Below are 24039 nucleotides of genomic sequence, written 5' to 3'. Positions count from 1 at the left end.
AATGAAAAATCAAAGCATAGGAAATAGCATCGATTGGATTACCATTTTAATCTACATTGCATTAGTAATAATGGGATGGATGACTATTTATTCCGCTTCTTTACCAATAGAAGAGACTTCTATTTTTGATTTATCTCAAATATATGGTCGTCAAATGCTATTTATTGGACTTGCAATACCATTAATTTTTATTGTTTTATTTACAGATGCAAAAATTTATGAACGCCTATCATTTGTTTTTTATGGTATTGGTATAATTTTATTATTGGGCCTTTTCGTTTTTGGGGTGACTAAAAAAGGACAAACCAACTGGTATCAATTTGGTGGTTTTGGTTTTCAACCTTCAGAATTCGTAAAAATCGCTACTGGTTTATTATTAGCAAAATACATCAGTTATTCGCAAATAAATTTTAAATATACCAAACACCAGATTATCGGATTAGCAATTATAGGGCTTCCAGTATTTCTTATCTTATTACAACCCGATGCAGGAAGTGCCATGATTTTTATTTCGCTAATTTTTGTACTAAATAGAGAAGGTTTACCAAGTTGGTATTTTATTTCAGGGATAGTTGCAATTGGCTTATTCTTTGCATCTTTAGTAATTCAACCATTTTATGTAGTTATTGCAATAGCTGTATTTATGGTAATACATTACATATTTAACAGAAAAATTACTCGAAATCCAATTGTTTATGGGTTGTTATTTCTTGTTATGACAGCATTTACATATTCCGTAAGTTATGTTTATGATTCCGTGTTAGAACCTCATCAAAAAGACCGTATTAACGTTCTAATTGGTGACAATGTGGATATGAAGCGTGAAGGCTACAACTTAGACCAATCAATGATTGCAATTGGTTCTGGTGGTTTAACTGGCAAAGGTTATCTAGAAGGCACACAAACAAAAGGTGGTTTTGTTCCGGAACAACACACTGATTACATCTTTACAACCGTTGGTGAAGAATGGGGATTTATTGGAAGTTTTATTGTGATTGTTTTATTTGCAGCTTTATTTCTAAGAATTATTTATTTAGCCGAAAACCAAAAAACAAAATTCAGTAGGGTTTATGGTTATTGTGTAGCAACTTATTTATTTACACACTTTTTTGTAAATATTGCCATGTTGATAAAATTATTCCCAACAATCGGTGTACCTCTACCCTTTTTCTCTTATGGAGGTTCAAGTTTGTGGTCTTTTACAATTTTATTGTTTATTTTTATAAAGCTTGACGCAAATAAAGTAAATGAATGGTAGTTTAAAAACTCCAATCTTTATAGTCACTATTCATTTCTAATTTATTTTCCATTTCGTCTTCTAATTTTGAAAAAAAGTCAATTCCTGTCATTTTTTCAATTACATCTACAGAAGTAACAAATTCATACAAAGGTTTGTTTGAATCCTTGTGCGGCACTAAAAAAGCGACCATTCTTAAACCGTCTTTGGTTAAAAGAATTTTATAGAAGTAATTTGGAACTGAAACATCTTCTTTACCAATAGTTTTTAAATCATCCGTTAAAACACCACCAGTAATTACATAAATCCCATCATATTTTTCTGCCCAATATCTTGTTTTTTCTTCCAAACGATTCCAAACACCCGAATTAAAATCGTGGTCTTGAGGCGAAATATTAGAAGTGAAAAAAGTTTCTTTATAAGCATTATAACTCGATTTTCTATCACCAGCTGGGCACAAGTGACCTTTGTCGTAACCCGATTTTTTATAATTTCTCCAATCAGCAGATTCTGTTTCTACTAACGGATCTTCAATGAAAAAAGGACGTTCATAATTCGCATTCCCTAAATCAAAAGCGTCTAAATAATAAGCAACCCATTCGCTTTGTTCGTGTTCTTCTGAATAAGAAAAAGTATATGCATCTCTTGAATAAACAGCGTTTGTAGTTGAGCTAGGATAAAAGTCAAAATCATTAGAAATCGCAATAGTTGTATTGTTAATTTTCTCTTTTTCAGACTTTTCTTCTGTAACTATTGTAAAATCTCTACACGATAAAATCAAAACTATAATACATACAAAACTTAATCTTTTCATCTTTTGGCTTAGTTTTTGTTACCTTTGTAAAGATAATTTTAAAATCCAAAATCATGAAAATTAAATTTTTAATTTTAGTAGGTTTATTTAGTTTACAAGCCACTTTAGCCCAAGAAACAGTAATTGACAGCGTAAAAGTTCAGCAAGAAAAATTAATTCTTGAACAACAAAAAGCCGAAAAAGAAAGAATTAAGGCAGAAGAAAGACAAATCAAAGAAAGTCAAAAAGCAGAAAAAGAGCGTCAGAGAGAATTAAAAAAGGCTGAAAAAGCTCAAAAAGATGCTGAAAAAGCTCAGAAAAAAGCAGAAAAAGAAGTTAAAAAAGCAGAAAGAGCAATTGCTCAAAGAGAAAAAGCAAAGAAAAATGTTGACAAAGTAAAAGACAAAATTGCCGACAATAAAAAAGACATTGAAAAGGACAAAGAAAAATTTGAAAAGCTAAAAAGAAAAGGAAAATTATCTCCAGATGATGAATTAAAATGGAGAGAGAAAATTCTGAAAAAAGAAAACAAAGCTTTAGAGTTACAAATGGACTTAGAAAAATCTGAAAATAAACTAAGAAAACTAGATTAAATAAAAAATCCCGATTGTATAATCGGGATTTTTTTTAAGCTTTATTTTTTATGTTAATTCATACTTATTTTTTGCGGTAAAGCTTTGCCTCTTGAAGCTAATTTCATTTCAGAAATAATATTTAATGTTTCATCGACATACACGTCTTTTTGCAAATCTTCATGCCAACGCTCACGTTTTTGTTTTAACAAAGTATCTTTTTCAAACAAAGCAACTTCATTTGGCAATGACTGAAATTGTAACTTATTATTATAATCTGAAATTGCTTTGAACTTTTTTATTTTTGTATCTGCAATATCCATTTGCTTTTTAAACTCATTCAAATTTAAGCTAAATACATTTTCATCTTTACGTTCAAAAATCCATTTTGCATTTTCGTCAATTAACTTGAAATTTGGATTAGATTCAATTCTTCTTTTAGAATTTGCAATAATATTTTCGTAGTTAACATTCATTGGATTGTATTTTGCAGGCTCTATTTTGTCCCAAGGCAAAGCACTTTCTTCATCACGCTCACCCATGTCTAAATATGAAAATCTATCTGGAAAAACGATGTCACTTTTAACACCTTCGCGTTGTGTTGAGCCTCCGTTAATTCTGTAGAATTTTTGAATAGTAGTTTTTAAAGCTCCCAAATCACCATAAGAACTTCCTCTTACAAACTGATTCAAATCAATTACATTTTGGACTGTTCCTTTACCATACGAATGCTTACTTCCTACTACAATTCCTCTTTTATAATCTTGAATTGCCGCTGCAAAAATTTCTGAAGCCGATGCCGAGAAGTTATTAATCATTACCACAAGTGGTCCATCATATTGAACTTTTTTATCAGGATCAGGTAAAATTTCAGGATTCCTTCCTGGCGCTTTTACTTGAACCACAGGGCCTTCTGGAATAAACAATCCGACCATTTTAACTACAGTTTCTAATGAACCTCCACCGTTATCGCGTAAATCCATTACAATTCCGTCTACATTTTGTTCTTTTAAACGCTCAATTTCGATGGCTACATCTTTAAATGCGTCTCTATTTTGTTTATTTTCAAAACTAATATAGAATTTTGGTAAATATATAATTCCGAATTTTTTCCCATCTTTTTCAACTACTGAAGACTTTGCAAACGTTTCTTCGGTTTCAACCTCATCTCTAATAATCGAAATTACTTTTAATGAACCATCTACTTTTTTTACCGTTAATCTAACTTCTGTTCCTTTTGGTCCTTTAATTTTCTTAACAACATCGTCTAAACGCATTCCTGCAACATCAATTGGTTCTTCTTTTCCTTGTCCGACTTTTAAAATTAAATCGCCTGCTTCTAATTCTTTTCCTCTCCAAGCTGGTCCACCCGAAATTAGTTCAGAAACTTCAACCGCATCATTTTTCTTTTGTAAACGAGCGCCAATTCCTTGGAAAGTTCCGCTCATGCTTACATCAAATTTTTCTTTATCTTCTGGAGAAAAATAGAATGTATGTGGATCAAATCGTTCTACAATTGAATTTAAAAAAATTGAAAACCAATCATTTCTATCCAATTCATCTTGAATAAAATCAAAATATTCATTTAACGATTTTAAAGAATTTTCACGTACTTCTTTCTCAATTTCATCAAATGATTTAGCTTGATAAGCTGCATCTTTTGTTTTTTTGTCTTCTTCTAACGTTTGTTTGTCAGTAATTGAAGAAAGCGCTTGTAGTTTTAATTGTTTTCTCCATCTGTCTGTTAATTCTTTTTTGTTTTTGACATACGGAAGCTTTTCATAATCAACATTAATACTTTCATTAGCATTAAAATCAAAAGGTTTATCTAATATATCCTTGTAAATAGCACGAGATTCTTCCATTCTTTGTAACAAACGCGAATTGGTAAGATTAAAGAAAGTTAAATCTTTATTCTTAATCATATCATCAATTTGAGTTTCATATTTACTGAACTCATCAATATCACTCTGTAAAAAGAAACGTTTTGTAGGATCAATTCCATCTAAATATTTTGCATAAACTTTCTTAGAAAAATTATCATTAATTTCCACTGGACTATAATGACCTTTTTCTAAAACAAAGGTTAACAATTCTAAAAGTAACTTATCTTTTTCAGGATCTTCCTTTTTTTGATTTGGAATAAAACTCCATAAAACTGCAGACAAAGCAGTTATTAGCAAAATAACCTTATAATTTCTTTTCATAAATTCCACAATTCTTTTCATTAAAAAATTTTCAACTAAATTACACAAAAAATCATGCCACAAGTCTGCAATTTACTATAAATTTTTGTTAAACCTATAAAAATAACAAAACAGAAAAAGGGTTTCGGTTTAAATTAATTAATTTAGCAAAAAATGTTTAAAATGTCAAAACCACTTATACTTGTAACAAACGACGACAGCATTGTTGCACCTGGAATTAGAGCTTTAATTGAAGTAATGAAAGAAATTGGCGACGTTATAGTGGTTGCTCCAGATAGCCCACAAAGCGCCATGGGACACGCAATTACCATAAACAACACACTAAAACTCGAAAAAGTACATTTGGACAAAGACCTTTCTCAAGAATATAGCTGTAGCGGAACACCTGTTGATTGTGTGAAAATTGCCGTGAATGAAATCTTGAAAAGAAAACCAGATTTATGTGTTTCTGGAATCAATCACGGCTCTAATTCTTCTATCAATGTAATTTATTCTGGAACGATGAGTGCTGCCGTGGAGGCTGGAATTGAAGGAATTCCTGCTATAGGATTTTCGTTATTAGATTATAGTTGGGATGCCGATTTTGAACCGATAAAAAGCCATGTCAAGCAAATTGCATTGGGCGTTTTAGAAAAAGGACTACCTGAAGGTGTTATTTTAAACGTAAATTTTCCGAAATTAAGTAAAGAAAATATCAAAGGAATAAAAATTTGTCGCCAAGCAAAAGCCATGTGGCAAGAAGAATTTGACAAAAGAACTAATCCGCAAGGAAAAGAATATTATTGGTTAACCGGTAAATTTGTCAATCAAGACAAAGGAACTGATACAGACGAATGGGCTTTAGAAAATGGTTATATTTCGATTGTACCAGTGCAATTTGATTTAACAGCACATCATGCGATGCAACAGTTGAATTCTTGGGAATTATAAATTTAGACGATTAGAAAATGAAATATTATATCATAGCAGGAGAAGCTTCGGGCGATTTACACGGTTCGAATTTGATGAAAGCTTTGTACGAAAAAGATCCATCAGCCGAAATTCGTTTTTGGGGTGGCGATTTGATGCAAAATGTTGGTGGAACTTTAGTAAAACACTATCGCGAATTAGCGTTTATGGGTTTTATTGAAGTTATCATGAATTTAAAAACCATTTTGAACAACATCAAAATTTGTAAAAAAGACATTGAAGCATTTCAACCAGATGCAATTATTTTCATTGATTACCCTGGTTTTAATATGCGCATTGCTACTTGGGCAAAAGAACGAAATATTCCAACCCATTACTACATTTCACCTCAAATTTGGGCTTGGAAAGAAAACCGCATCAAAGCTATTAAGCGCGATGTGGATTTTATGTACGTGATTCTTCCTTTTGAGAAATATTTTTACGAGAAAAAACACCATTTCCCAGTTCATTTCGTCGGACATCCATTAATTGATGCAATTGCTAGTAGAACAGAGGTTTCAGACGAAATCTTTAGAAAAGAAAACCAATTATCAGACAAACCAATAATAGCTTTATTACCAGGAAGTAGAAAGCAAGAAATTTCCAAAATGCTCTCGATTATGCTTTCGGTAGTGAAAGATTTTCCAGAATATCAGTTTGTAATTGCTGGAGCTCCTAGTCAGGAATATGAATTTTACAAAACATTTTTAACGAATGAAAATGTGAAATTTATTTCGAATAAAACTTACGATTTATTGAGTCATTCGCATGCTGCTTTGGTAACTTCTGGAACCGCAACATTAGAAACTGCATTGTTTAATGTTCCTGAAGTGGTTTGCTATAAAGGAAGTTACATTTCGTACCAAATTGCCAAAAGAATCATTACTTTAAAATACATTTCATTGGTGAATTTAATCATGGACAAAGAAGTGGTAAAAGAATTGATTCAAGAAGAATTGAACACAAAAAACTTGAAATTAGAATTGAATAAAATTCTGAATTCAGATAGTCGTGCTATGTTATTGAACAATTATACCGAATTGAAACAAAAATTAGGAGGAGAAGGCGCTAGCAAAAAAACAGCAGAATTAATTATGAGTAGTTTTAAAAAATAGTAAAGTGAGTGAATCAAATAGAAAATTTGTTTTTGGAAAATTGGAAATCAGAAGGTTTACTAATTCAGACTATTTGTATTTATTAGCATTCACAATAGCTGTATGTTATTATTTATATAGCATAACTTACAATCCTGAAAAGAAATTCATAATATCATTTTTTATTTCATGGTTTATAGGGTTTCAAACAGTTTCAAGTCCTTTCGGTCTGAGATTTAGAAATATTTACTTTTTCTCTCATTTGGCTATTCATATCTTCAATATTTTTAATAAAAAACAATTGGTTTGGTTTCATTCCGATATCTACTTTTATTTTATATCACATAATTAGATTTGTTTTTTGGAAAAAATATAATAGGGAATTCATTCCTTATCAGACAGGAAGAGGAACAATGTTTAGACATAAAAGTTTTTTCGAAGGTAGAAGTGGAAATTTAGTAGATAAAAAATTTACCAAAATATTATTACTATCTGGAATCATGATAATTCTATTTTGCTTAATTCAAATGATAGGAGTTAAGACATACTGAAAATTATAACTTAAATCGTTTTACAAAAAACACCAAAAAGAAGTATTATCTTACAATAAAAGTATTATCTTTATGATAATGTAAACTTATTAAGTTAACCGTTTTTTTTTAGTATCGAAACAAGAAAAATTGAAAGTATTTAAGTTTCCTTTACTCTCCATTACCATTAGTTTTGCAATAGGCATTATTGTAGAATACTATTTGCAATGGAGTTTTGCAACACTTATTATTTCATTGTTTTCGTGTTTGGGGATTTTTTGTTTTCTGTTTTGGAAAAGTAAAAAAGCTTTGCTTCAAAATTCTCTTTTTGGAATTAACACTTACCTACTCGCCTTTACTTTAGGTATGATGAGTTTTTATATTCATTCCGATGTTAATTTGAAAAATCATTATTCCAAAAAAACATTTGAAGAAACGAATAGTATTCGAGCAATTGTTACCAGCACTTTAAAACCGAATACCAAGTACAATAAATATTTCATTACACTTTCACATTTTAATGATTCAATAGCTTCTGGAAAAATATTGCTTTATGTTCCAAAAACAAACAATGAAACCTTACATTCAGGTGATGAAATTTGGTTAAATAATGCAGTTTATCCAATTCCAAAAGCTTTCAATCCGTATCAATTTGATTATTCGAAATATTTAGAAAAGCAAAATGTTTTTCATCAAATTTACACCCGTGAAAATCAAATCAAAATCATTCAAACCCACAAAACCGTTGATTTTTACATTGAAAATTTAAGAAATAATCTTAGCCAAAGTTTCGATATTCATCATTTTGAACCCAAAACCAAAGCCATTATTGACGCTTTAATTTTAGGGCAACGATTGGAATTAGACAAAGAAACGATTGCCGATTATTCTAATGCTGGCGTGATTCACATTTTAGCAATTTCGGGATTGCATATTTCCATCATCTACTTCTTTATCGTATTCTTGTTAAAACCACTAAAAAGAGTTCGTTTTGGAGCTGAAATTCAATTATTAATCGTCTTGGGAATTTTATGGTTGTTTGCTTTGCTAACAGGTTTACCAGCTTCTGTTACAAGAGCAGTGACTCTGTTTAGTTTTATTAGCATTGGAAATTATTTCAATCAGCCGAAAGCGATTTATAATGCTTTAGCCATTTCTGCATTTCTTATTTTATTAGTGAAACCTAATGCTATTTTCGATATTGGTTTTCAGTTGAGTTATGCTGCTGTTTTGTCTATTGTATTGTTTCAACCATTTTACAAGAAGTTTTATTTTTCTGATAATAAAATTGCGGTTTACTTTACCGATACCGTTTTGGTTTCTTTAGCCGCTCAAATTGGGGTTTTGCCTTTGAGTTTGTATTACTTCAATCAATTACCACTACTTTTTTTATTGGCAAATTTAGTTATTATTCCAATTTCAACAGCAGTTTTAATTGGCGGAATTATCATACTCTTCTTCAATTTTGTTATTCCTGATTTTGCAGTTTTTTTAGGAAAAATATTGGCTTTAATTATTGATTTCATGAATAAATACATTCATTGGATTGCTCAATTTAAAAACGGAATTATTTCAAATATATCGTTTTCTGTTTGGCTAACAATTATATTATATGTTGTAATTATTAGCTTTATTTATTGGTTATATCATTTCAAATCAAAAAATTTTAAGTGCGTTTTACTGAGTGTATTTCTATTTCAGATGAGCTATTTTGGCATTAAATTTACAGAAAACAATGCTTATGAACTTATTGTTTTAAATTCTAAATCTAGTGCTATTACCATCAAACAAAATAACAGCATAATTGCATTTACAGATAATCCTGAAATAAATTTAGAAGCATTAAATCATTATAAAAGAGGCACATTTTCTGATTCATTACTAATTCTTCCAATGCGAAATGTGCTTTCGTTTAACGATAAAAGAATTTTAGTTATTGATAGTGTTGGTATTTACAAAACATCTATCCGACCAGAAATTATTGTATTAACTCAAAATCCAAAGATTAATCTAAGCCGATTAATTACAGAAATTAAACCTAAACTTGTTATCTCGGATAAAACCAATTACAAAAACAACAATACAATATGGCAAGCAACTTGTAGAAAAGAAAAAATCCCTTTTCATGCAATTGCTGAAAAGGGATTCTATAAATTGAAATAATTCTTATTTTTTCTGAATAATCTGATTAGCTCCGCTAAGCCAAGCTTGTGGTCCTCCCGCTACATACCCTGTACTTCCTAAAGCGTTCAAACTTATCTTAGCTTCAGCCGTTTTTGTAGCACTTACAAACCAAACAGTTGGATAACCTCTTACTTGTAACTGTTGTTGTAATTGTGCATTTTGAGCTTTTACAGCATCTGTTTGATTGTTTTTTCTTGGGAAATCTAATTCTACTAAAACCACATTATCTTTTGCCCATTTGATAAATTCTGGTGTTTTGAAAACTTCTTTTTGCAAACGAATACACCATCCACACCAATCAGAACCTGTAAAAAACAAAAACATTGGTTTGTTTTCTTTGATTGAAATATCAGTTGCTTTGGACATATCAGTATGCCAAGTTAATTCTTCTTGCGCTTGCATTGACATACTAGTCAAAGTTAAAAACGCTATTACTAAAATCTTCTTCATATTTTAAATTTTATAAAACAAAATTAAGCAAATTAGATGCCAAAAATAGCCATTACTTAACTTCTTGCATTAATTTTTTAATGATTGGCGAAATAGCAATCAAAAATACTCCAGCAACCAAAGCATAAATAGCTAACGTATAATAACCATCTGTATAAGATTGTAATTTAGACATTAAAGTTGTTCCTCCATTAGATTGTGATATTGCGGCACCTAATTTTCCAGCAGCTAATTGCCCAAATGCGCTTGCCAAAAACCATAATCCCATCATCATTCCGAACAATTTTTTAGGTGATAATTTTGTGATAATTGACATACCTATTGGTCCCAAACAAAGTTCTCCAATTGTTGTTACTAAATAGGCAAACGTAAAAAGATTTAAAGAAGTTATTCCGTCAACATTTGCAAAAAATTTGGTATAATAAAACAAATAAAACGATGCTGAAAGAAATAAAAATCCAATTCCAAATTTAATTAACGTATTAGGTTCTATTTTTTTCTTTGCCAACCACAACCATAATAATCCTATTAGTGGGCTTAAAACAATAACAAAAAATGTGTTTGAACTATTATTAACAACATTAGGATCAATAGTAAAACCTAACAAATTAGAATTTAAATTATCTTTTGCAAAAAGCGATAAAGAACCTCCACTTTGCTCATAAATTGCATTGAATAAGAAATAAAAAAAGATAAATGAAAATGCAGCAATTAATTTTTTTTGCAAACTTATTTCTCCTAATTTTAGTAACTCAAACACAAAATAACCAATTGCCACAATTCCAATTGTATACATGAAATAATCGGTGTAATCGGTATTAATTACCATAGTATAAATAAATGGAATACTTAAAAGAGACCCTACATAAACAGCAATTTCTCTAATTTTTCTTTTCGATTCTGGCATTGCTAATAATGGTGAATCTCCTATTGGCCCAAGGTGTTTCTTTGTTAATAGAAAAGTTATTAAACCTGCTACCATTACAATTGCTGCTGCTAAAAAGCATAACGTCCATGAATGATATTTACCTAAATAAATACAAAGTGCACCACCAAGCAAACCACCAATGTTAATTCCTGCATAGAACATTCCGTATCCTGCATCCCTTCTTGGATCTTTTTCATGGTATAATTCCCCAACCATTGAAGAAATATTAGGCTTGAAAAAACCTGTTCCTATAATTGAAAAAGCAATTCCATAATAAAACATCTGTTGAGGAGCAAATGCAATCAGTAAATTTCCAAGAATCATGACAATTCCTCCAAAGAATAATGATTTTTTAAAACCTAGAATTTTATCAGCAAATATTCCACCTATAAATGTAAAAGCATACACAAATGCCTGAATGGCACCATATTGCAAATTGGCAGCGTCATCCTTTAATAAAAGTTGATCCACCATAAAAAAAGTTAGCACTCCTCGCATTCCATAAAAACAGAAGCGCTCCCACATTTCTACAGTAAATAAATACCAAAGTTGTTTTGGATACTTTCCTTCAAAATTTTGAATTTCTTCAATTGTTATTTGTTTTTCCATGCTTAGTGAATTCCTTTTTCTTGCATTACTTTATTTAATTGTTTCAACAAAATGAACATTAACAAAGTTGCAAACATTAATAATCCGAAGTTAATCCAAAAGAAGTCTTGCTTGTTATCATAAGTATCCCAAAGACTTGCTAATACACCACTTAATTTATTTCCGATTGAAGTTGATAAAAACCAACCACCCATCATTAATGAAGTGATATTGGTTGGACTTAATTTTGAAACTACTGATAATCCCATCGGACTTAAGAATAACTCTCCGATGGTGATAACTCCGTAATTAGCCACTAACCACCAAACACTTACTTTTTCAGAACCATTTGCTCCCATATTTACAGCAGCAATCATTACTAAAACAGATAAAGCCGAAATTAATAATCCGAATGCGATTTTGGTTGGTGTTGAAGGTTCTTTCTTTCTGCTTCTTAAGAATGTGAAAAAAGCTACGACTAACGGAGTCAAAATAATTACCCAACCTGGATTAATCGACTGACTTAAATTGGTTGCCCAAAGCGAAACTGTTGCTCCTTCTTCTGGTAATTTATCTTTCGCTACGTTTCTAAAATAAACGGGATAATCAACTGTTTTTTGAACTTCTCCATCTACTTTTTGAATACGGAAACTGGCATCGTATAATTCAACTGTATCTTTTTTGTATTCTACTTCTTTGGCTAATTTCAATCCATTGAAAACGGTTTGAGTCGTTCCTGTGATTTCTCTATCGGTATAACGGTCTGCCCAAGTGTTTAATGCAGAACCATTCAACTTGAAAACTCCCCAAAATAAAATTACCACTGCGAAAATGGTTAACAAAGCTCCGATTGGTCTTTTGTCTTCCACTTTAGCTTTGAAATACAAACTTCCGTAGAAGAAAATTACTGGAATACAGGCAAAAATAAAGGCATCGGTACTATCCGAACCAAAAATATAACCATTCGGATTTGCTTCAGAAGTTACTCCTTTTAATAACCAACCAATTACTCCAAAAACTGCTGATGGAACTAAAATAAACATCACAATTTTCCAGAAAGGCATGTCGCCAGGTTGTACTCCTTTTTTCTCCGTTTGGTTTCCGTAGTGTTTAGTTCCCAATAAGAAAACAATTACACCAATGAACATTCCAACTCCAGCCGCCATGAAGGCATATTGCCAACCTAATAAAATTTGTAAAGCGGCTCCGAAGAAGTTACAAATGAAAGCTCCAACGTTAATTCCCATGTAGAAAATGTTGTAACCTTCGTCTTTTTTGTCTTTGAATTTATCTTCGGTATAGAAATTACCTAAAAGAGTTGAGATATTTGGTTTGAAAAAACCGTTACCCACAATAACTAATGTCATGGCTATGTAAAGCATTGTAATATCATGAATTCCCATCATGAAATAACCCGCTCCCATCATAATACCACCAATTACGATAGATTTTTTGTAGCCCCAATATCTATCGGCAACTAATCCACCAATAAAAGGAGTTAGGAAGACCAAAGCGATAAAAGTTCCGTATAAATCGGATGCTTCTTTCTCGGTCATAGCGAATCCGGCTTCAACATCTTTAAGATATAAGGTAAAAATACCAATCATTAAATAGTAACCGAAACGCTCCCACATTTCAGATAAAAACAAGTAAGGCAATGCTTTAGGATGACTTTTCCACATAATTTATTGTATTAAAAAAACAAACCTACAAGGGTTTCTTGTAGGTTTTAAAGATATAAAAAATATTTTTAAATACAATTAGGTCATCCCATTCATCATTTTTTTCAATCTTGGAGATAAAACCGCTAAAATAATAGCTGCAATTCCACATAAAACAACGAATACCATGAAGAATTCGTAAAGGTTATGAATTTCAAATCCTGCAAAAGAAGTATACTCAACTGGCAATTGTTCTTTTTCGAATAATGCAACTTGCTCTGGAGTTAAAGTGACTTTTTTATCTAAAACATCTTGAAGATTTACTCCTATAACTTCAGCTTTTTGAAATTTATCACCTGTTGCAGGAATAATTGCTCCTAACGAACCCGCCAAAGCATAACCAGCAGCATTTGAGATAAAGAATACACCATATAATAATGAAGCAAAACGTTTTGGAGCTAATTTACCAACCAATGACAATCCGATTGGAGATAAACAAAGTTCTCCCATTGTTTGAATTAAATACAACAACATTAACCATTTAATAGCTAATAAACCTGAGTTACCTAAATCTTTAACATTGTGTGCGATGATAAAATAACTTATTGCAATTAAAGCTAATCCCATTGCTTGTTTTAATGGCGATACTGGTTCTTTCCCTTTTGCTCTTAACTTATCCCAAAGCAAACTGAAAGGTAATGCTAACATTACTACGAAAATACCGTTAAAAATTTGCACCATTGATGGCGGCATGTTCCATCCAAAGATATCTCTGTCAGTTTGATTATCTGCGATAAAAGTTAACGAAGAACCCGCTTGCTCAAATGCAGCCCAGAAGAAAATAATAAAGAACGAAACAATATAAATTACCCAAATTCTTTGTCTTTCCACTTTATTTTCGGCAGAACTCATAATTAAGTAAGCCAAAGAAATACCTGCAGAATAAATAAATGGATAAATAATTCCTTTGATTAACTGACCCATTCCTACAGAAGAGAAACTAAATTCGCCAACTAATAAATATCTAAATACAAAAAACAATCCAACAAACAATCCGAATGCAATTCCAATAGCTTTACCTGTGAATTTTGCTGTTTGCGTTTCACCTTCTTCAAAATCATCATTTACATTGTTCTTTGGTAAACCACCAATAGGTCTTCCCTCTGGAGTAACAACATATTTATTTTTTAATACGAAGAAAGTAATTGTACCAATTATCATCGCAATAGAAGCCGCTAAGAATCCCCATTTGAAAGCAAAAATATCTCTAACTCCTGTTTCTGCATCTTTAACATCACCTACCCAAGGACAAATAAATTGACCTAAGAAAGCTCCGATGTTGATTCCCATGTAGAAAATAGTAAAAGCTGAATCTAATTTATTTTTTTCTTGTTTTGGATACAAACTTCCCACCATTGATGAAATGTTTGGTTTAAAAAATCCATTTCCAAAAATGATAATAAATAAGGCAATCCACATGAATAATTTTGCGCTACCTAAACTCGAATCAAAAGTAGAAGCACTGATAAATAACAAAAATTGACCAATTGCCATTAATGTTCCACCCAACATAATACTATATCTATTTCCAATATATTTATCAGAAATAAATCCTCCTAAAAGCGGAGTTAAATAACATAATGCTAAAAATCCACCATAAATAATGGCTGCATCTGCTTCTTTAATTAATAATGAATTTACCATGAACAATGTTAAGATTGCTCGCATTCCGTAGAAATTGAAACGCTCCCACATTTCGGTTCCAAATAAAACCCACAGTCCTTTTGGATGGCTTTGTTTAGCTGCTACTTCACTCATATAAATTAGTTTTAGTTTATTGGTTTATTATAATTTTTCTTTGATGTAATTGGTCATTTTGGTGTACAATTGTAAGCGTGTTTTTCCACCGTAAATTCCGTGGTTTTTATCAGGATAAATAGCCCAATCGAATTGTTTGTTGGCTTGAACTAATGCTTCAACCATTTTCATGGTGTTTTGAACATGTACATTATCGTCAGCTGTTCCGTGAATTAACAAGAAGTTTCCTTTTAATTTACTTACGTGATTGATTGGTGAGTTGTTATCATAACCACTTGCATTTTCTTGAGGAGTTTGCATGTAACGCTCAGTGTAAATACTATCGTAATATCTCCAAGAAGTAACTGGAGCCACAGCGATTGCCATTTTAAACACATCAGCACCTTGAAACAAACAGTTTGACGACATGAATCCGCCATAACTCCAACCAAAAATTCCGATTCTTGAAGCGTCAACGTAGTTGTATTTTCCAATTACTTTAGCAGCATCAATTTGATCTTCTACTTCAAATTTCCCTAATTCTTTTTGCGTGCATTTTTTGAAAGCAGCTCCTTTGAAACCTGTTCCTCTTCCGTCAACACAAGCTACTATGTAACCTTGTTGTGCTAACATCATGAACCAATAATCATCTGTACTGTTCCAAGCGTTATCTACTTGTTGCGATCCTGGACCAGAATATTGATACATGAAAACAGGGTATTTCTTATTTGGGTCGAAATTTTTTGGTTTAATCATCCAAGCGTTTAATTGGTGACCTTTTTCAGTAGTTAATACGAAAAACTCTTTTGGAGTTACATCGTATTTAGCAAGTTTTTGTTCAACCGCTTCATTAGAAACAATTGTTTTTACAACTGCTCCTGTCTTCGAATTATTTAGAGTGTACATTGGTGCTGAAGTTGCACTTGAATAGGTATTGATGAAGAATTGGAAATTCGGGCTAAAAGTTGCCGAATTTGTTCCTGTTTTTGATGACAATCTCATTTTAGATTTTCCATCAATTTTGATAGCGTAAACGTCTCTATTAATTGAACCATTTTCTACCGATTGATAATAAATCATTCCCGATTTTTCATCAAAACCGTAATAGTTTGTTACTTCCCATTTTCCAGAAGTGATTTGTTTTTTCAATTTACCTGATTTATCATAGTGGTAAATATGATTATATCCGTCTTTTTCTGATGTCCAAATGAAACTATTGTCTTTCAAGAAAGTTAAGTTATCAGTGACATCAACATAAGCATTATCTTTTTCGTTTAAAATAATTTTAGTTGTACCTGTAGTTCCGTCTACAAAATGTAAATCTAAATTATTTTGGTGGCGATTCATAACTTGAACACTTAACGTATTTGGATCGCTAGTCCATTTGATTCTTGGAATATAAAAATCTTTGTAATCTCCTAAGTTAATTTTCTTAGTAGTTCCCGATTTTAAATCGAAAATATGTAACGAAACTATTGCATTTTTTTCACCCGCTTTTGGGTATTTAAAAACCGTTTGTGTTGGATATAATCCTTCGTTGTACATATCCATCGAAAATTCTGGCACTTCGGTTTCATCAAATTTGATGTACGCAATTTTGTTTCCAGAAGCATTCCAATCGTACGCTTTTACAAAAGCAAATTCTTCTTCATACACCCAATCAGTAATACCATTAATGATATGATTTTTTTTTCCGTCTTGCGTAATTTGAATTGAAGCGCCTGAAATTAAATCATAAACATATAAGTTGTTTTCAAAAGCATATCCAATTTTAGTTCCATCTGCAGAAAAAGTAGGCTCTTGAACTTGATTGCTTGTGAATTTGCTTACTTTTTTTGAGGCAATATCATACACAAAATAATCTGCTGTAAATGAATGACGAAAAATAGGATTTGAATTGGTTGCAATCAAGATTTTTTTCTCGTTTGAATCAAATGAATAACTATCAATTGAAGTTACTTCTGCGTGATTTTTCGTGTCAAATAAAGTACTTACTTTTTCTAAAGTTGCAAAATCATACAAATCGATTTGGAAGCTTTTACTTGCTCTATCAAAATTTAACACCGTGTATTGATTGGTGTTCTTCATTGCATTTAATTCGTCCATTCCTTTTGTACGGAAGGCTCCACCCCATATTTCTTCTAATGTAATTTTCTGTTGCGCTACAACTGATAATGAGCTTGCTAGAACAAATAATAATAGTAAACTGATTTTTTTCATAAAATATTCGCTTTTAAAGACCCCAATTTTAGTGAAAATTTATCAAATAACCATAATTTTAACTTCATTTAATCAAGCTTTTGATTTATAAAAAATATTTAATTACATTTATAATAGAAATTTGAAATTCTTTATGAAGCAATTTTACCCCTCGCAAAATTTTTATTTGTTTATAAATCCAGAATTTTCTGATTTTATTTTGCTATTAATAATTTTAGCTTCAATCTTTGTTTTTGCCTTTTTATTGTATAAGCAACTTAAAATATCAAACTATGAGTTAAGCTTGTTTAATAAGAAAATCTCTTTACAATCCGTAGAAGAAAACAGGAAATATTTTCTTTACCTGGCATTACTTTTTTTTATTTCAGATTTTATCTATACTTATTTCAATTTAGGTATTGTTTTAAAGCACTATTCCGGGAATTTTGTAGCTTTATACTGTCTGTTTTTGTACTTTTTTACAAGTTTTCAAAAAACACTAAAATATACAAATGGTCTTTTAATTTTTAGTTTTGCTGTGTTTTGGTTGTTAATAATTTACAATCTATTTACTATTCCAATTCATTTTATTCTGTTTTCGAAATACATTTTAATTCTGTTTTTTTCGACATTTTTCATAAAAAAATTCAAATATTACTTATTTTTTATCGGAATAAATTTCACACTATTATTTATACTTCTTTCTTATAAAATAAATGAAAATAGTATTATTGTTTTGATAAATACTGTTTTTATTACACTATTAATTCATCTTTCGCAATTTATTCGTTACACGCAAAACCACAAGAATCTTCTATTTACTCAGGATATAATCAACAATACCAACTCAATAATTATTGCCACTGATAATTTAGGAAATGTAAAATATTGTAACGATTCAATTACAAAAATTCTAGGTTATTCCACCGAAGAAGTATTAGGAAAAGCCTTTTGGGAATTAACCCAAGATAAAGATTTTACAGAAACCGATTACAATCGTAAATTTGTTCCAAATGCAGTATATTTTAGAAAATTAAAATGTAAAAATGGTGAATTCAAATACATTCAGTGGACCGATTTTAAACACACCAATAACTTATTTGTAGCAACTGGACAAGATGTAACTTCGAAAATAAATTTAGAAAGAAAATACGCAAATCTAATTCAAAATGCAAAAGATATCATTTATGAATGTGATCGGTCTGGAAAAATAACTTATGCTAATAAATTTGCTATCAAAACATTAGGCTATTCTATAGATGAAATTATTGGTCAAAACTATATTTTTTTTACAAGAAAAGATTACAAAAAATCGGTTCTAAATTTTTATATAAATAACGCAACTGAAACCAACGAATATGATTTATTCGAGTTTCCAATCATTAGAAAAAACGGAGATGAAATTTGGGTTTCACAAAAAGTATCTATAAAGAAAGATGAAAATGACCAAATTACTGGCTATTCATGTATTATGAGAGATATTACACTTTCAAAATCAATTGAAATTGAAGAGCAAAAAAGAAGAATTGAAATTTCAAGGCTCAATGCAGTTTCCAATCGATTATCAACTTTAAATTTTCATCATTTTGATAATTTACAATCATTATTTGAGCATATTTGTAAAGAAACTGCTATTGGACTAAACATTGATCGTGTTAGTATATGGGAAAACACAGAAGAAAAAATTACATTAGAAAATATTTATGTTCAGCACGAAGACAAACATTATGCAGATTTAACTTTAAATAAAAACGATTTTAAAAATTACTTTCAAGCCATTGCAAAAGACCCGCTTGTTATTGCTTCAGATGTTTATCAAAACAATGATCTTATTGATTTCGCACACGAATATTTTCCAAAATACAACATCAAATCACTTTTAGACATTCCTATTTACATTTCGGGAAAACTTAAAGCAATTCTTTGTTTAGAAGCAACGAATGAAATTAAATATTGGTCAACTGAAGACATCAATTTTGCAAAAACAATTGGCGATATTATTGCACTAACAATTGAAACTACAAAAAGACGAAGAGCCGAAAGTCAAATAGTCTATAAAAATGAAATTTTAACAGCAATTGCAAACGTAACTAGTAATTTATTAGTTCATAAAGATAAAAACCAAATTTTTGATACTTCAATTGAGCAAATTGGAAAAGTATTAAAAGTAGATCGATTGTACTATTTTGAAAACGATAGTAAAACAAATTTAGTCAGTCAACGATTTGAATGGGTTTCAGAAACTGACCTAGCAGAAATTGATAATCCTACATTGCAAAACATTCCACATGAAGATTTTGCCGATTTTATGCAACTAATCTTAAGTAAGAAGCCATACATTAGTTTAATCAAAGATATTCAAGATGGTGATTTTAAAGAACTTCTAATTGCTCAAAATATCGTTTCTATTCTTGTAATTCCACTTTTTGACAAAGACACTTTTTTAGGTTTTATCGGATTTGATGATTGCAAAAATGAACGCGTTTGGTCTGAAGAAGAAATTAGTATTTTACAAACACTTGCCAATAATATTTCGGCAACTATTATTAGAATAAACAATGAAAAAGCTATTGCAGAAAGTGAAGAAAAATTTAGACTATTAGCAAATAATATTCCTGCATCGGTGTTTTTAGTAAAATACAACGAAGCAAGAACCAAGGTTTACCTCAATCATGAAATTGAAAAACTAACAGGTTATCATAGAGATGAGTTTATGTTTAATAAAGTTTCGCTACTCGATTTATATCATCCGGACGATAAAGATCGTATTAGAGAAATTATTGATGATGCATTACAAAACAAAAAACCATATCAAATAACTTGTAGACTAATAAAAAAAGATGGTTCATTTGTATGGATTGAAGAATATGGGGAAGGCGTAGTTATCAATGGAAAAATAACATACATTGAAGGTGTTTTAATCGATATTACCGAAAGAAAAATTGCAGAAGCAGCTGTTATTGCTAAAGAATTTGCAGAATCATCTAACAAAGCAAAATCAGAATTTTTGGCAAATATGAGTCACGAAATCAGAACACCTTTAAATGGAATTATTGGTTTCAGTAAATTATTGCTCAACTCAGATTTAACCGAAATTCAAAAACAATATTTAGCAACAGTAAACCAATCGGCTGAAACATTATTAGATGTTGTAAACGATATTTTGGACATTTCAAAAATTGAAGCTGGAAAATTAGTAATTGAGGAAGAAAAAATAAGTCTTCATAATATTATTAATAATTCAGTTGATATGATGAAATTTATGGCTCACCAAAAAAATTTAGAATTAATTGTAAATATCCATGACGATGTACAATGTGCCATTTGGACCGATGAAATTCGACTAAAACAAATTCTGCAAAATTTATTGAGTAATGCCATAAAATTTACACATGAAGGTCAAATCGAAATTGAGGTTACTTCTAAACTATTAAATGATAGTAAATCTTTGATGAAATTTGCCATCAAAGACACCGGAATTGGAATCAAAGAAGAAAACAAACAAAAAATATTAGAAGCATTTACGCAAGAAGACAATTCAACCACAAGAAACTTTGGCGGTACTGGACTTGGATTGACTATCACAAACAGTTTATTAAAATTAATGAACAGCAAACTAACCATCGAAAGTCAGCCTAACAGCGGTTCCATTTTTAGTTTTGAATTAATCTTAAAAACCGAACCTTGCGAAAATCATTTAACACTTAAATCAAATACCTTCAAAAAAGCCTATATCATTGAAGACAACTCTCTAGTTGGTTCGATTATTCAAAAAATGTTAGAATCATTCAAAATAGAATCACAAATTATTCAACCTGAAGAGATTGATTTTGAAAAAGAAGCACAAGAAAATAATTTCGATTTATTATTGTTAGATTTAGAATACTTAACAAAACCTGTAGTTTTAAAAACAATAAAACAGCTAAAAGAGCATAAAAATATTTCTGTCCTTGTAATGCAAAGCTCTACTTCAGACTTTTCAGACATTAACTACTTTAAAAATGTACAAAACATAATAAAACCTATTAAACACAGTGTTCTTCAAAACATTTTCAACAAGAAAAGTGAATCAAAAAAACAGACTGAAAAAACAGAATCGAAAAAAAACAAACATGTAGATCATGTAAAAGTTTTAGTCGTAGACGATAATAAAATCAATATGTTACTCACTAAAACATTAGTTCAAAACCAATTACCAAATTGCCGAATTTTTGAAGCCACAAATGGGCTGGAAGCCGTTGAAATTGCAAAAACAGAACTTCCTCAAGTAATTTTTATGGATATTCAAATGCCGATTATGAATGGCTATGAAGCAACTATTGAAATTAGAAAAATACTACCAAAAACCATAATTATAGCGCTCACAGCAGGAGTTATAACCGGAGAAAAAGAAAAATGCATCGATATAGGAATGAACGATTTTATTATTAAACCAATTGAAAAAAATATTTTTGAAGAAACTATAATAAAATGGGTAAACGACATTCACAATTAATCCAATTAGTATCTTTGCGATTCATTTGAACATTAATTGCTATGACTCAAAACGTAAAAGGATTTTCTAAACTTTCTAAAGAGGAAAAAATCAACTGGATTACAAATAATTATTTTATCAATCCATTGGAAGCAAAAGAAAGCTTAACAAAATATTGGAATTCCGACGAAAATTTACAAAAACTTCACGACGAATTCATCGAAAACACGCTTACCAATTTCTATTTGCCTTATGCCGTAGCTCCAAATTTCATCATCAACGGAAAAAGCTACACTATTCCAATGGCTATCGAAGAAAGTTCAGTAGTTGCAGCCGCTTCAAAAGCAGCAAAGTTTTGGGGCGAACGCGGTGGTTTTAAAACAACCATCATTAATACTGAAAAGATAGGACAAGTTCACTTTCTTTTCAATGGAGATTCTGAAAAATTAACTGCTTTTTTCAACCAAATAAAATCACAATTTTTCTTTGACACAAACGAAATTACCAAAAACATGCAAAAGCGTGGCGGCGGAATTTTAGATATTCAATTACGAGATAAAACTTCGGAAATTCCAAATTATTTTCAGCTTCATGCTACTTTCAACACAAAAGACAGCATGGGTGCGAATTTCATCAATACGTGTTTAGAACAATTTGCAAAAACATTAGAAACAAAAGCCAATGACTATGACGGATTTTCTCCTGAAGAAAAAAACGTACAAATCATTATGAGTATTTTGAGTAATTATGTCCCAAATTGCGTAGTTAGAGCCGAAGTTTCTTGTCCAATTGAACAACTTTCAGAAGATAAAAACATCGATTCAAACGAATTTGCTCAAAAGTTTGCAACCGCAGTAAAAATTGCAGAAATTGAACCCTACCGAGCAGTTACACACAACAAAGGCATCATGAACGGCATCGATGCTGTAGTATTAGCCACAGGTAACGATTTCAGAGCCGTTGAAGCCGGAATTCACGCTTATGCAAGCAAATCTGGACAATATTCAAGTTTATCACACGTTAAAATCGAAAACGGAATTTTCACTTTTTGGTTAGATGTTCCTTTAGCACTTGGAACCGTTGGAGGCTTAACGTCGTTACATCCATTAGTAAAATTCTCGATGGAATTATTACAAAAACCATCAGCCGAAGAATTAATGCAAATTGTGGCTGCAGCTGGATTGGCACAAAATTTCGCAGCTTTACGTTCGCTAACCACAACCGGAATTCAGCAAGGTCACATGAAAATGCACTTGATGAATATTTTAAATCAATATCAAGCTACAAAAGAAGAAAAACAAAAAGTCTTAGAATATTTCAAAGACACCACCGTTTCACACAGTTTAGTAATCGACTATTTAGAAAAAATAAGACGTTAATGCAAAATCAAACTTTTTACAGCAACGGAAAACTATTACTCACAGGCGAATATGTTGTGCTCGACGGTGCAAAAGCATTAGCAGTTCCTACACGTTTCGGACAAAATCTCATCGTAAAAAAAGGGAATAATCAACAAATCAATTGGATTAGTTTTGATTCAGATGAAAGTATTTGGTTTCAAGACAGCATTACTTTCTCAGACATCAAAAACAAATATCTTTCAGAAAATAATCATTCGGTAAAAAACACACTTATCGAAATTTTGCACCAAGCATTCATCCAAAATCCCCATTTTTTAAACGAAGAAGGTTACGAAATCGAAACGCATTTAACGTTTCCTCGAATTTGGGGTTTAGGAACTTCATCAACTTTAATAAACAACATTGGACAATGGTTACAAATTGATGCTTTTGAATTATTGAGTAAAAGTTTTGGCGGAAGCGGTTATGATGTGGCGTGTGCACAAACCAATTTACCAATTATTTATCAATTAGAGAATGAAATTCCGCATTTTAAAACAGTCCATTTTAATCCGAAATTTAAAGAAAACATACATTTTGTTTATCTGAATCAGAAACAAAGTAGTAAATCGGCAATTTCAAACTATTTAACACAACGACATAAAACCAACAAAGTAATTTCAAAAATAAACACCATTACTTATGAAGCCATTGATTGCAAAGAAGGAAAAGAATTTGCGAAATTAATGGAACAACACGAAATTATCATGAGCGATGTATTAGAAACAAAAACGGTTCAAGAAAATTTATTTTCCGATTTTAAAGGTGTTGTTAAAAGTTTAGGTGCTTGGGGTGGCGATTTTGTAATGGTACTTTCTAAAGAAAATCCGAAAAACTATTTTATAGAAAAAGGCTATGCTACTGTTTTATCGTATGAAGAAATGGTTCTGTAACTTTTTTAAAACCTATTAAAAACAAAAAACCCGAATATTGCTATTCGGGTTTTGTGGTACCTCCAGTACCAATATTACCAAAAT

At 30.8% G+C, this 24039-nt stretch carries 15 protein-coding genes; 8 read left to right on the top strand and 7 right to left on the bottom strand.

The genetic code is table 11. From position 1 onward, the window contains the following. The first annotated feature begins 1 nt into the window (after window position 1). Entirely contained in the window at window positions 2-1258 is a 1257-nt protein-coding gene (gene rodA, locus M9Q43_RS07410) for a rod shape-determining protein RodA (protein ID WP_262318308.1), read from the top strand. A gap of 1 nt (window position 1259) precedes the next feature. Here rodA and M9Q43_RS07405 read toward each other — a convergent pair whose 3' ends face one another. After that, the gene (locus M9Q43_RS07405) at window positions 1260-2051 is read right to left on the bottom strand and encodes a DNA/RNA non-specific endonuclease (protein ID WP_262318307.1); all 792 of its coding nucleotides are present in this window, start codon (window positions 2049-2051) and stop codon (window positions 1260-1262) included. 53 nt (window positions 2052-2104) lie between these two features. On the opposite strand from M9Q43_RS07405, the gene M9Q43_RS07400 reads away from it, so the two are divergent. Continuing rightward, window positions 2105-2623, top strand: a complete 519-nt coding sequence (locus M9Q43_RS07400; RefSeq protein ID WP_262318306.1) for a hypothetical protein — start codon at window positions 2105-2107, stop codon at window positions 2621-2623. A gap of 53 nt (window positions 2624-2676) precedes the next feature. Here M9Q43_RS07400 and M9Q43_RS07395 read toward each other — a convergent pair whose 3' ends face one another. Continuing rightward, the gene (locus M9Q43_RS07395) at window positions 2677-4830 is read right to left on the bottom strand and encodes a carboxy terminal-processing peptidase (protein WP_262318305.1); all 2154 of its coding nucleotides are present in this window, start codon (window positions 4828-4830) and stop codon (window positions 2677-2679) included. 141 nt (window positions 4831-4971) lie between these two features. Between M9Q43_RS07395 and surE the strand changes: the two genes are divergently transcribed. The 3 genes from surE to M9Q43_RS07380 all read left to right on the top strand — a co-directional run bounded on the left by surE (window position 4972) and on the right by M9Q43_RS07380 (window position 9544). Beyond that, the gene (gene surE, locus M9Q43_RS07390) at window positions 4972-5739 is read left to right on the top strand and encodes a 5'/3'-nucleotidase SurE (protein ID WP_262318304.1); all 768 of its coding nucleotides are present in this window, start codon (window positions 4972-4974) and stop codon (window positions 5737-5739) included. A 17-nt stretch (window positions 5740-5756) separates the two neighbouring features. Then, window positions 5757-6872: a lipid-A-disaccharide synthase gene (lpxB, locus tag M9Q43_RS07385; protein WP_262318303.1), complete on the top strand. Its 1116-nt coding sequence runs from the start codon at window positions 5757-5759 to the stop codon at window positions 6870-6872. Window positions 6873-7531: 659 nt separating this feature from the next. Further along, a complete protein-coding gene (locus tag M9Q43_RS07380; protein WP_262318302.1) occupies window positions 7532-9544 on the top strand; it encodes a ComEC/Rec2 family competence protein in 2013 nt (670 codons plus the stop codon). Window positions 9545-9547: 3 nt separating this feature from the next. Here M9Q43_RS07380 and M9Q43_RS07375 read toward each other — a convergent pair whose 3' ends face one another. The 5 genes from M9Q43_RS07375 to M9Q43_RS07355 all read right to left on the bottom strand — a co-directional run bounded on the left by M9Q43_RS07375 (window position 9548) and on the right by M9Q43_RS07355 (window position 17209). Next, on the bottom strand, window positions 9548-10015 hold the full coding sequence (locus tag M9Q43_RS07375; RefSeq protein WP_262318301.1) for a thioredoxin family protein: 468 nt from the start codon (window positions 10013-10015) through the stop codon (window positions 9548-9550). 52 nt (window positions 10016-10067) lie between these two features. Further along, window positions 10068-11552, bottom strand: a complete 1485-nt coding sequence (locus M9Q43_RS07370; RefSeq protein WP_262318300.1) for a peptide MFS transporter — start codon at window positions 11550-11552, stop codon at window positions 10068-10070. A 2-nt stretch (window positions 11553-11554) separates the two neighbouring features. Then, window positions 11555-13213 carry a peptide MFS transporter gene (locus tag M9Q43_RS07365; RefSeq protein WP_262318299.1) on the bottom strand — a complete coding sequence of 553 codons (1659 nt, stop codon included), beginning with the start codon at window positions 13211-13213 and terminating at the stop codon, window positions 11555-11557. 78 nt (window positions 13214-13291) lie between these two features. Continuing rightward, window positions 13292-15010, bottom strand: coding sequence for a peptide MFS transporter (locus M9Q43_RS07360; protein ID WP_262318298.1), 1719 nt, complete (start codon window positions 15008-15010; stop codon window positions 13292-13294). A gap of 27 nt (window positions 15011-15037) precedes the next feature. After that, entirely contained in the window at window positions 15038-17209 is a 2172-nt protein-coding gene (locus M9Q43_RS07355) for a S9 family peptidase (protein WP_262318297.1), read from the bottom strand. A gap of 715 nt (window positions 17210-17924) precedes the next feature. On the opposite strand from M9Q43_RS07355, the gene M9Q43_RS07350 reads away from it, so the two are divergent. From M9Q43_RS07350 to M9Q43_RS07340, 3 genes are read left to right on the top strand one after another with little or no spacing between them, the layout of a single operon-like run. Continuing rightward, window positions 17925-21683 carry a PAS domain S-box protein gene (locus M9Q43_RS07350; protein ID WP_262318296.1) on the top strand — a complete coding sequence of 1253 codons (3759 nt, stop codon included), beginning with the start codon at window positions 17925-17927 and terminating at the stop codon, window positions 21681-21683. 41 nt (window positions 21684-21724) lie between these two features. Then, window positions 21725-23041, top strand: a complete 1317-nt coding sequence (locus tag M9Q43_RS07345; protein ID WP_262318295.1) for a hydroxymethylglutaryl-CoA reductase, degradative — start codon at window positions 21725-21727, stop codon at window positions 23039-23041. Then, window positions 23041-23955, top strand: coding sequence for a GYDIA family GHMP kinase (locus M9Q43_RS07340; protein ID WP_262318294.1), 915 nt, complete (start codon window positions 23041-23043; stop codon window positions 23953-23955). Before M9Q43_RS07345 ends, M9Q43_RS07340 begins: the two co-directional genes overlap by 1 nt. The last annotated feature ends 84 nt before the right edge of the window (window positions 23956-24039 follow it).

This window comes from Flavobacterium odoriferum (genome assembly GCF_025499515.1).
Lineage (GTDB): Bacteria > Bacteroidota > Bacteroidia > Flavobacteriales > Flavobacteriaceae > Flavobacterium > Flavobacterium odoriferum.
The sequence above is the reverse complement of the archived record's forward strand: the minus strand, read 5'-3'. Positions and strand labels throughout refer to the sequence as shown.

Bases quoted from the DNA above. Each gene is read 5' to 3' on its own strand.
- rodA (WP_262318308.1), top strand. From the start codon at position 2: ATGAAAAATCAAAGCATAGGAAATAGCATCGATTGGATTACCATTTTA.
- M9Q43_RS07405 (WP_262318307.1), bottom strand. From the start codon at position 2,051: ATGAAAAGATTAAGTTTTGTATGTATTATAGTTTTGATTTTATCGTGT.
- M9Q43_RS07400 (WP_262318306.1), top strand. From the start codon at position 2,105: ATGAAAATTAAATTTTTAATTTTAGTAGGTTTATTTAGTTTACAAGCC.
- M9Q43_RS07395 (WP_262318305.1), bottom strand. From the start codon at position 4,830: ATGAAAAGAATTGTGGAATTTATGAAAAGAAATTATAAGGTTATTTTG.
- surE (WP_262318304.1), top strand. From the start codon at position 4,972: ATGTCAAAACCACTTATACTTGTAACAAACGACGACAGCATTGTTGCA.
- lpxB (WP_262318303.1), top strand. From the start codon at position 5,757: ATGAAATATTATATCATAGCAGGAGAAGCTTCGGGCGATTTACACGGT.
- M9Q43_RS07375 (WP_262318301.1), bottom strand. From the start codon at position 10,015: ATGAAGAAGATTTTAGTAATAGCGTTTTTAACTTTGACTAGTATGTCA.
- M9Q43_RS07370 (WP_262318300.1), bottom strand. From the start codon at position 11,552: ATGGAAAAACAAATAACAATTGAAGAAATTCAAAATTTTGAAGGAAAG.
- M9Q43_RS07365 (WP_262318299.1), bottom strand. From the start codon at position 13,213: ATGTGGAAAAGTCATCCTAAAGCATTGCCTTACTTGTTTTTATCTGAA.
- M9Q43_RS07360 (WP_262318298.1), bottom strand. From the start codon at position 15,010: ATGAGTGAAGTAGCAGCTAAACAAAGCCATCCAAAAGGACTGTGGGTT.
- M9Q43_RS07355 (WP_262318297.1), bottom strand. From the start codon at position 17,209: ATGAAAAAAATCAGTTTACTATTATTATTTGTTCTAGCAAGCTCATTA.
- M9Q43_RS07345 (WP_262318295.1), top strand. From the start codon at position 21,725: ATGACTCAAAACGTAAAAGGATTTTCTAAACTTTCTAAAGAGGAAAAA.
- M9Q43_RS07340 (WP_262318294.1), top strand. From the start codon at position 23,041: ATGCAAAATCAAACTTTTTACAGCAACGGAAAACTATTACTCACAGGC.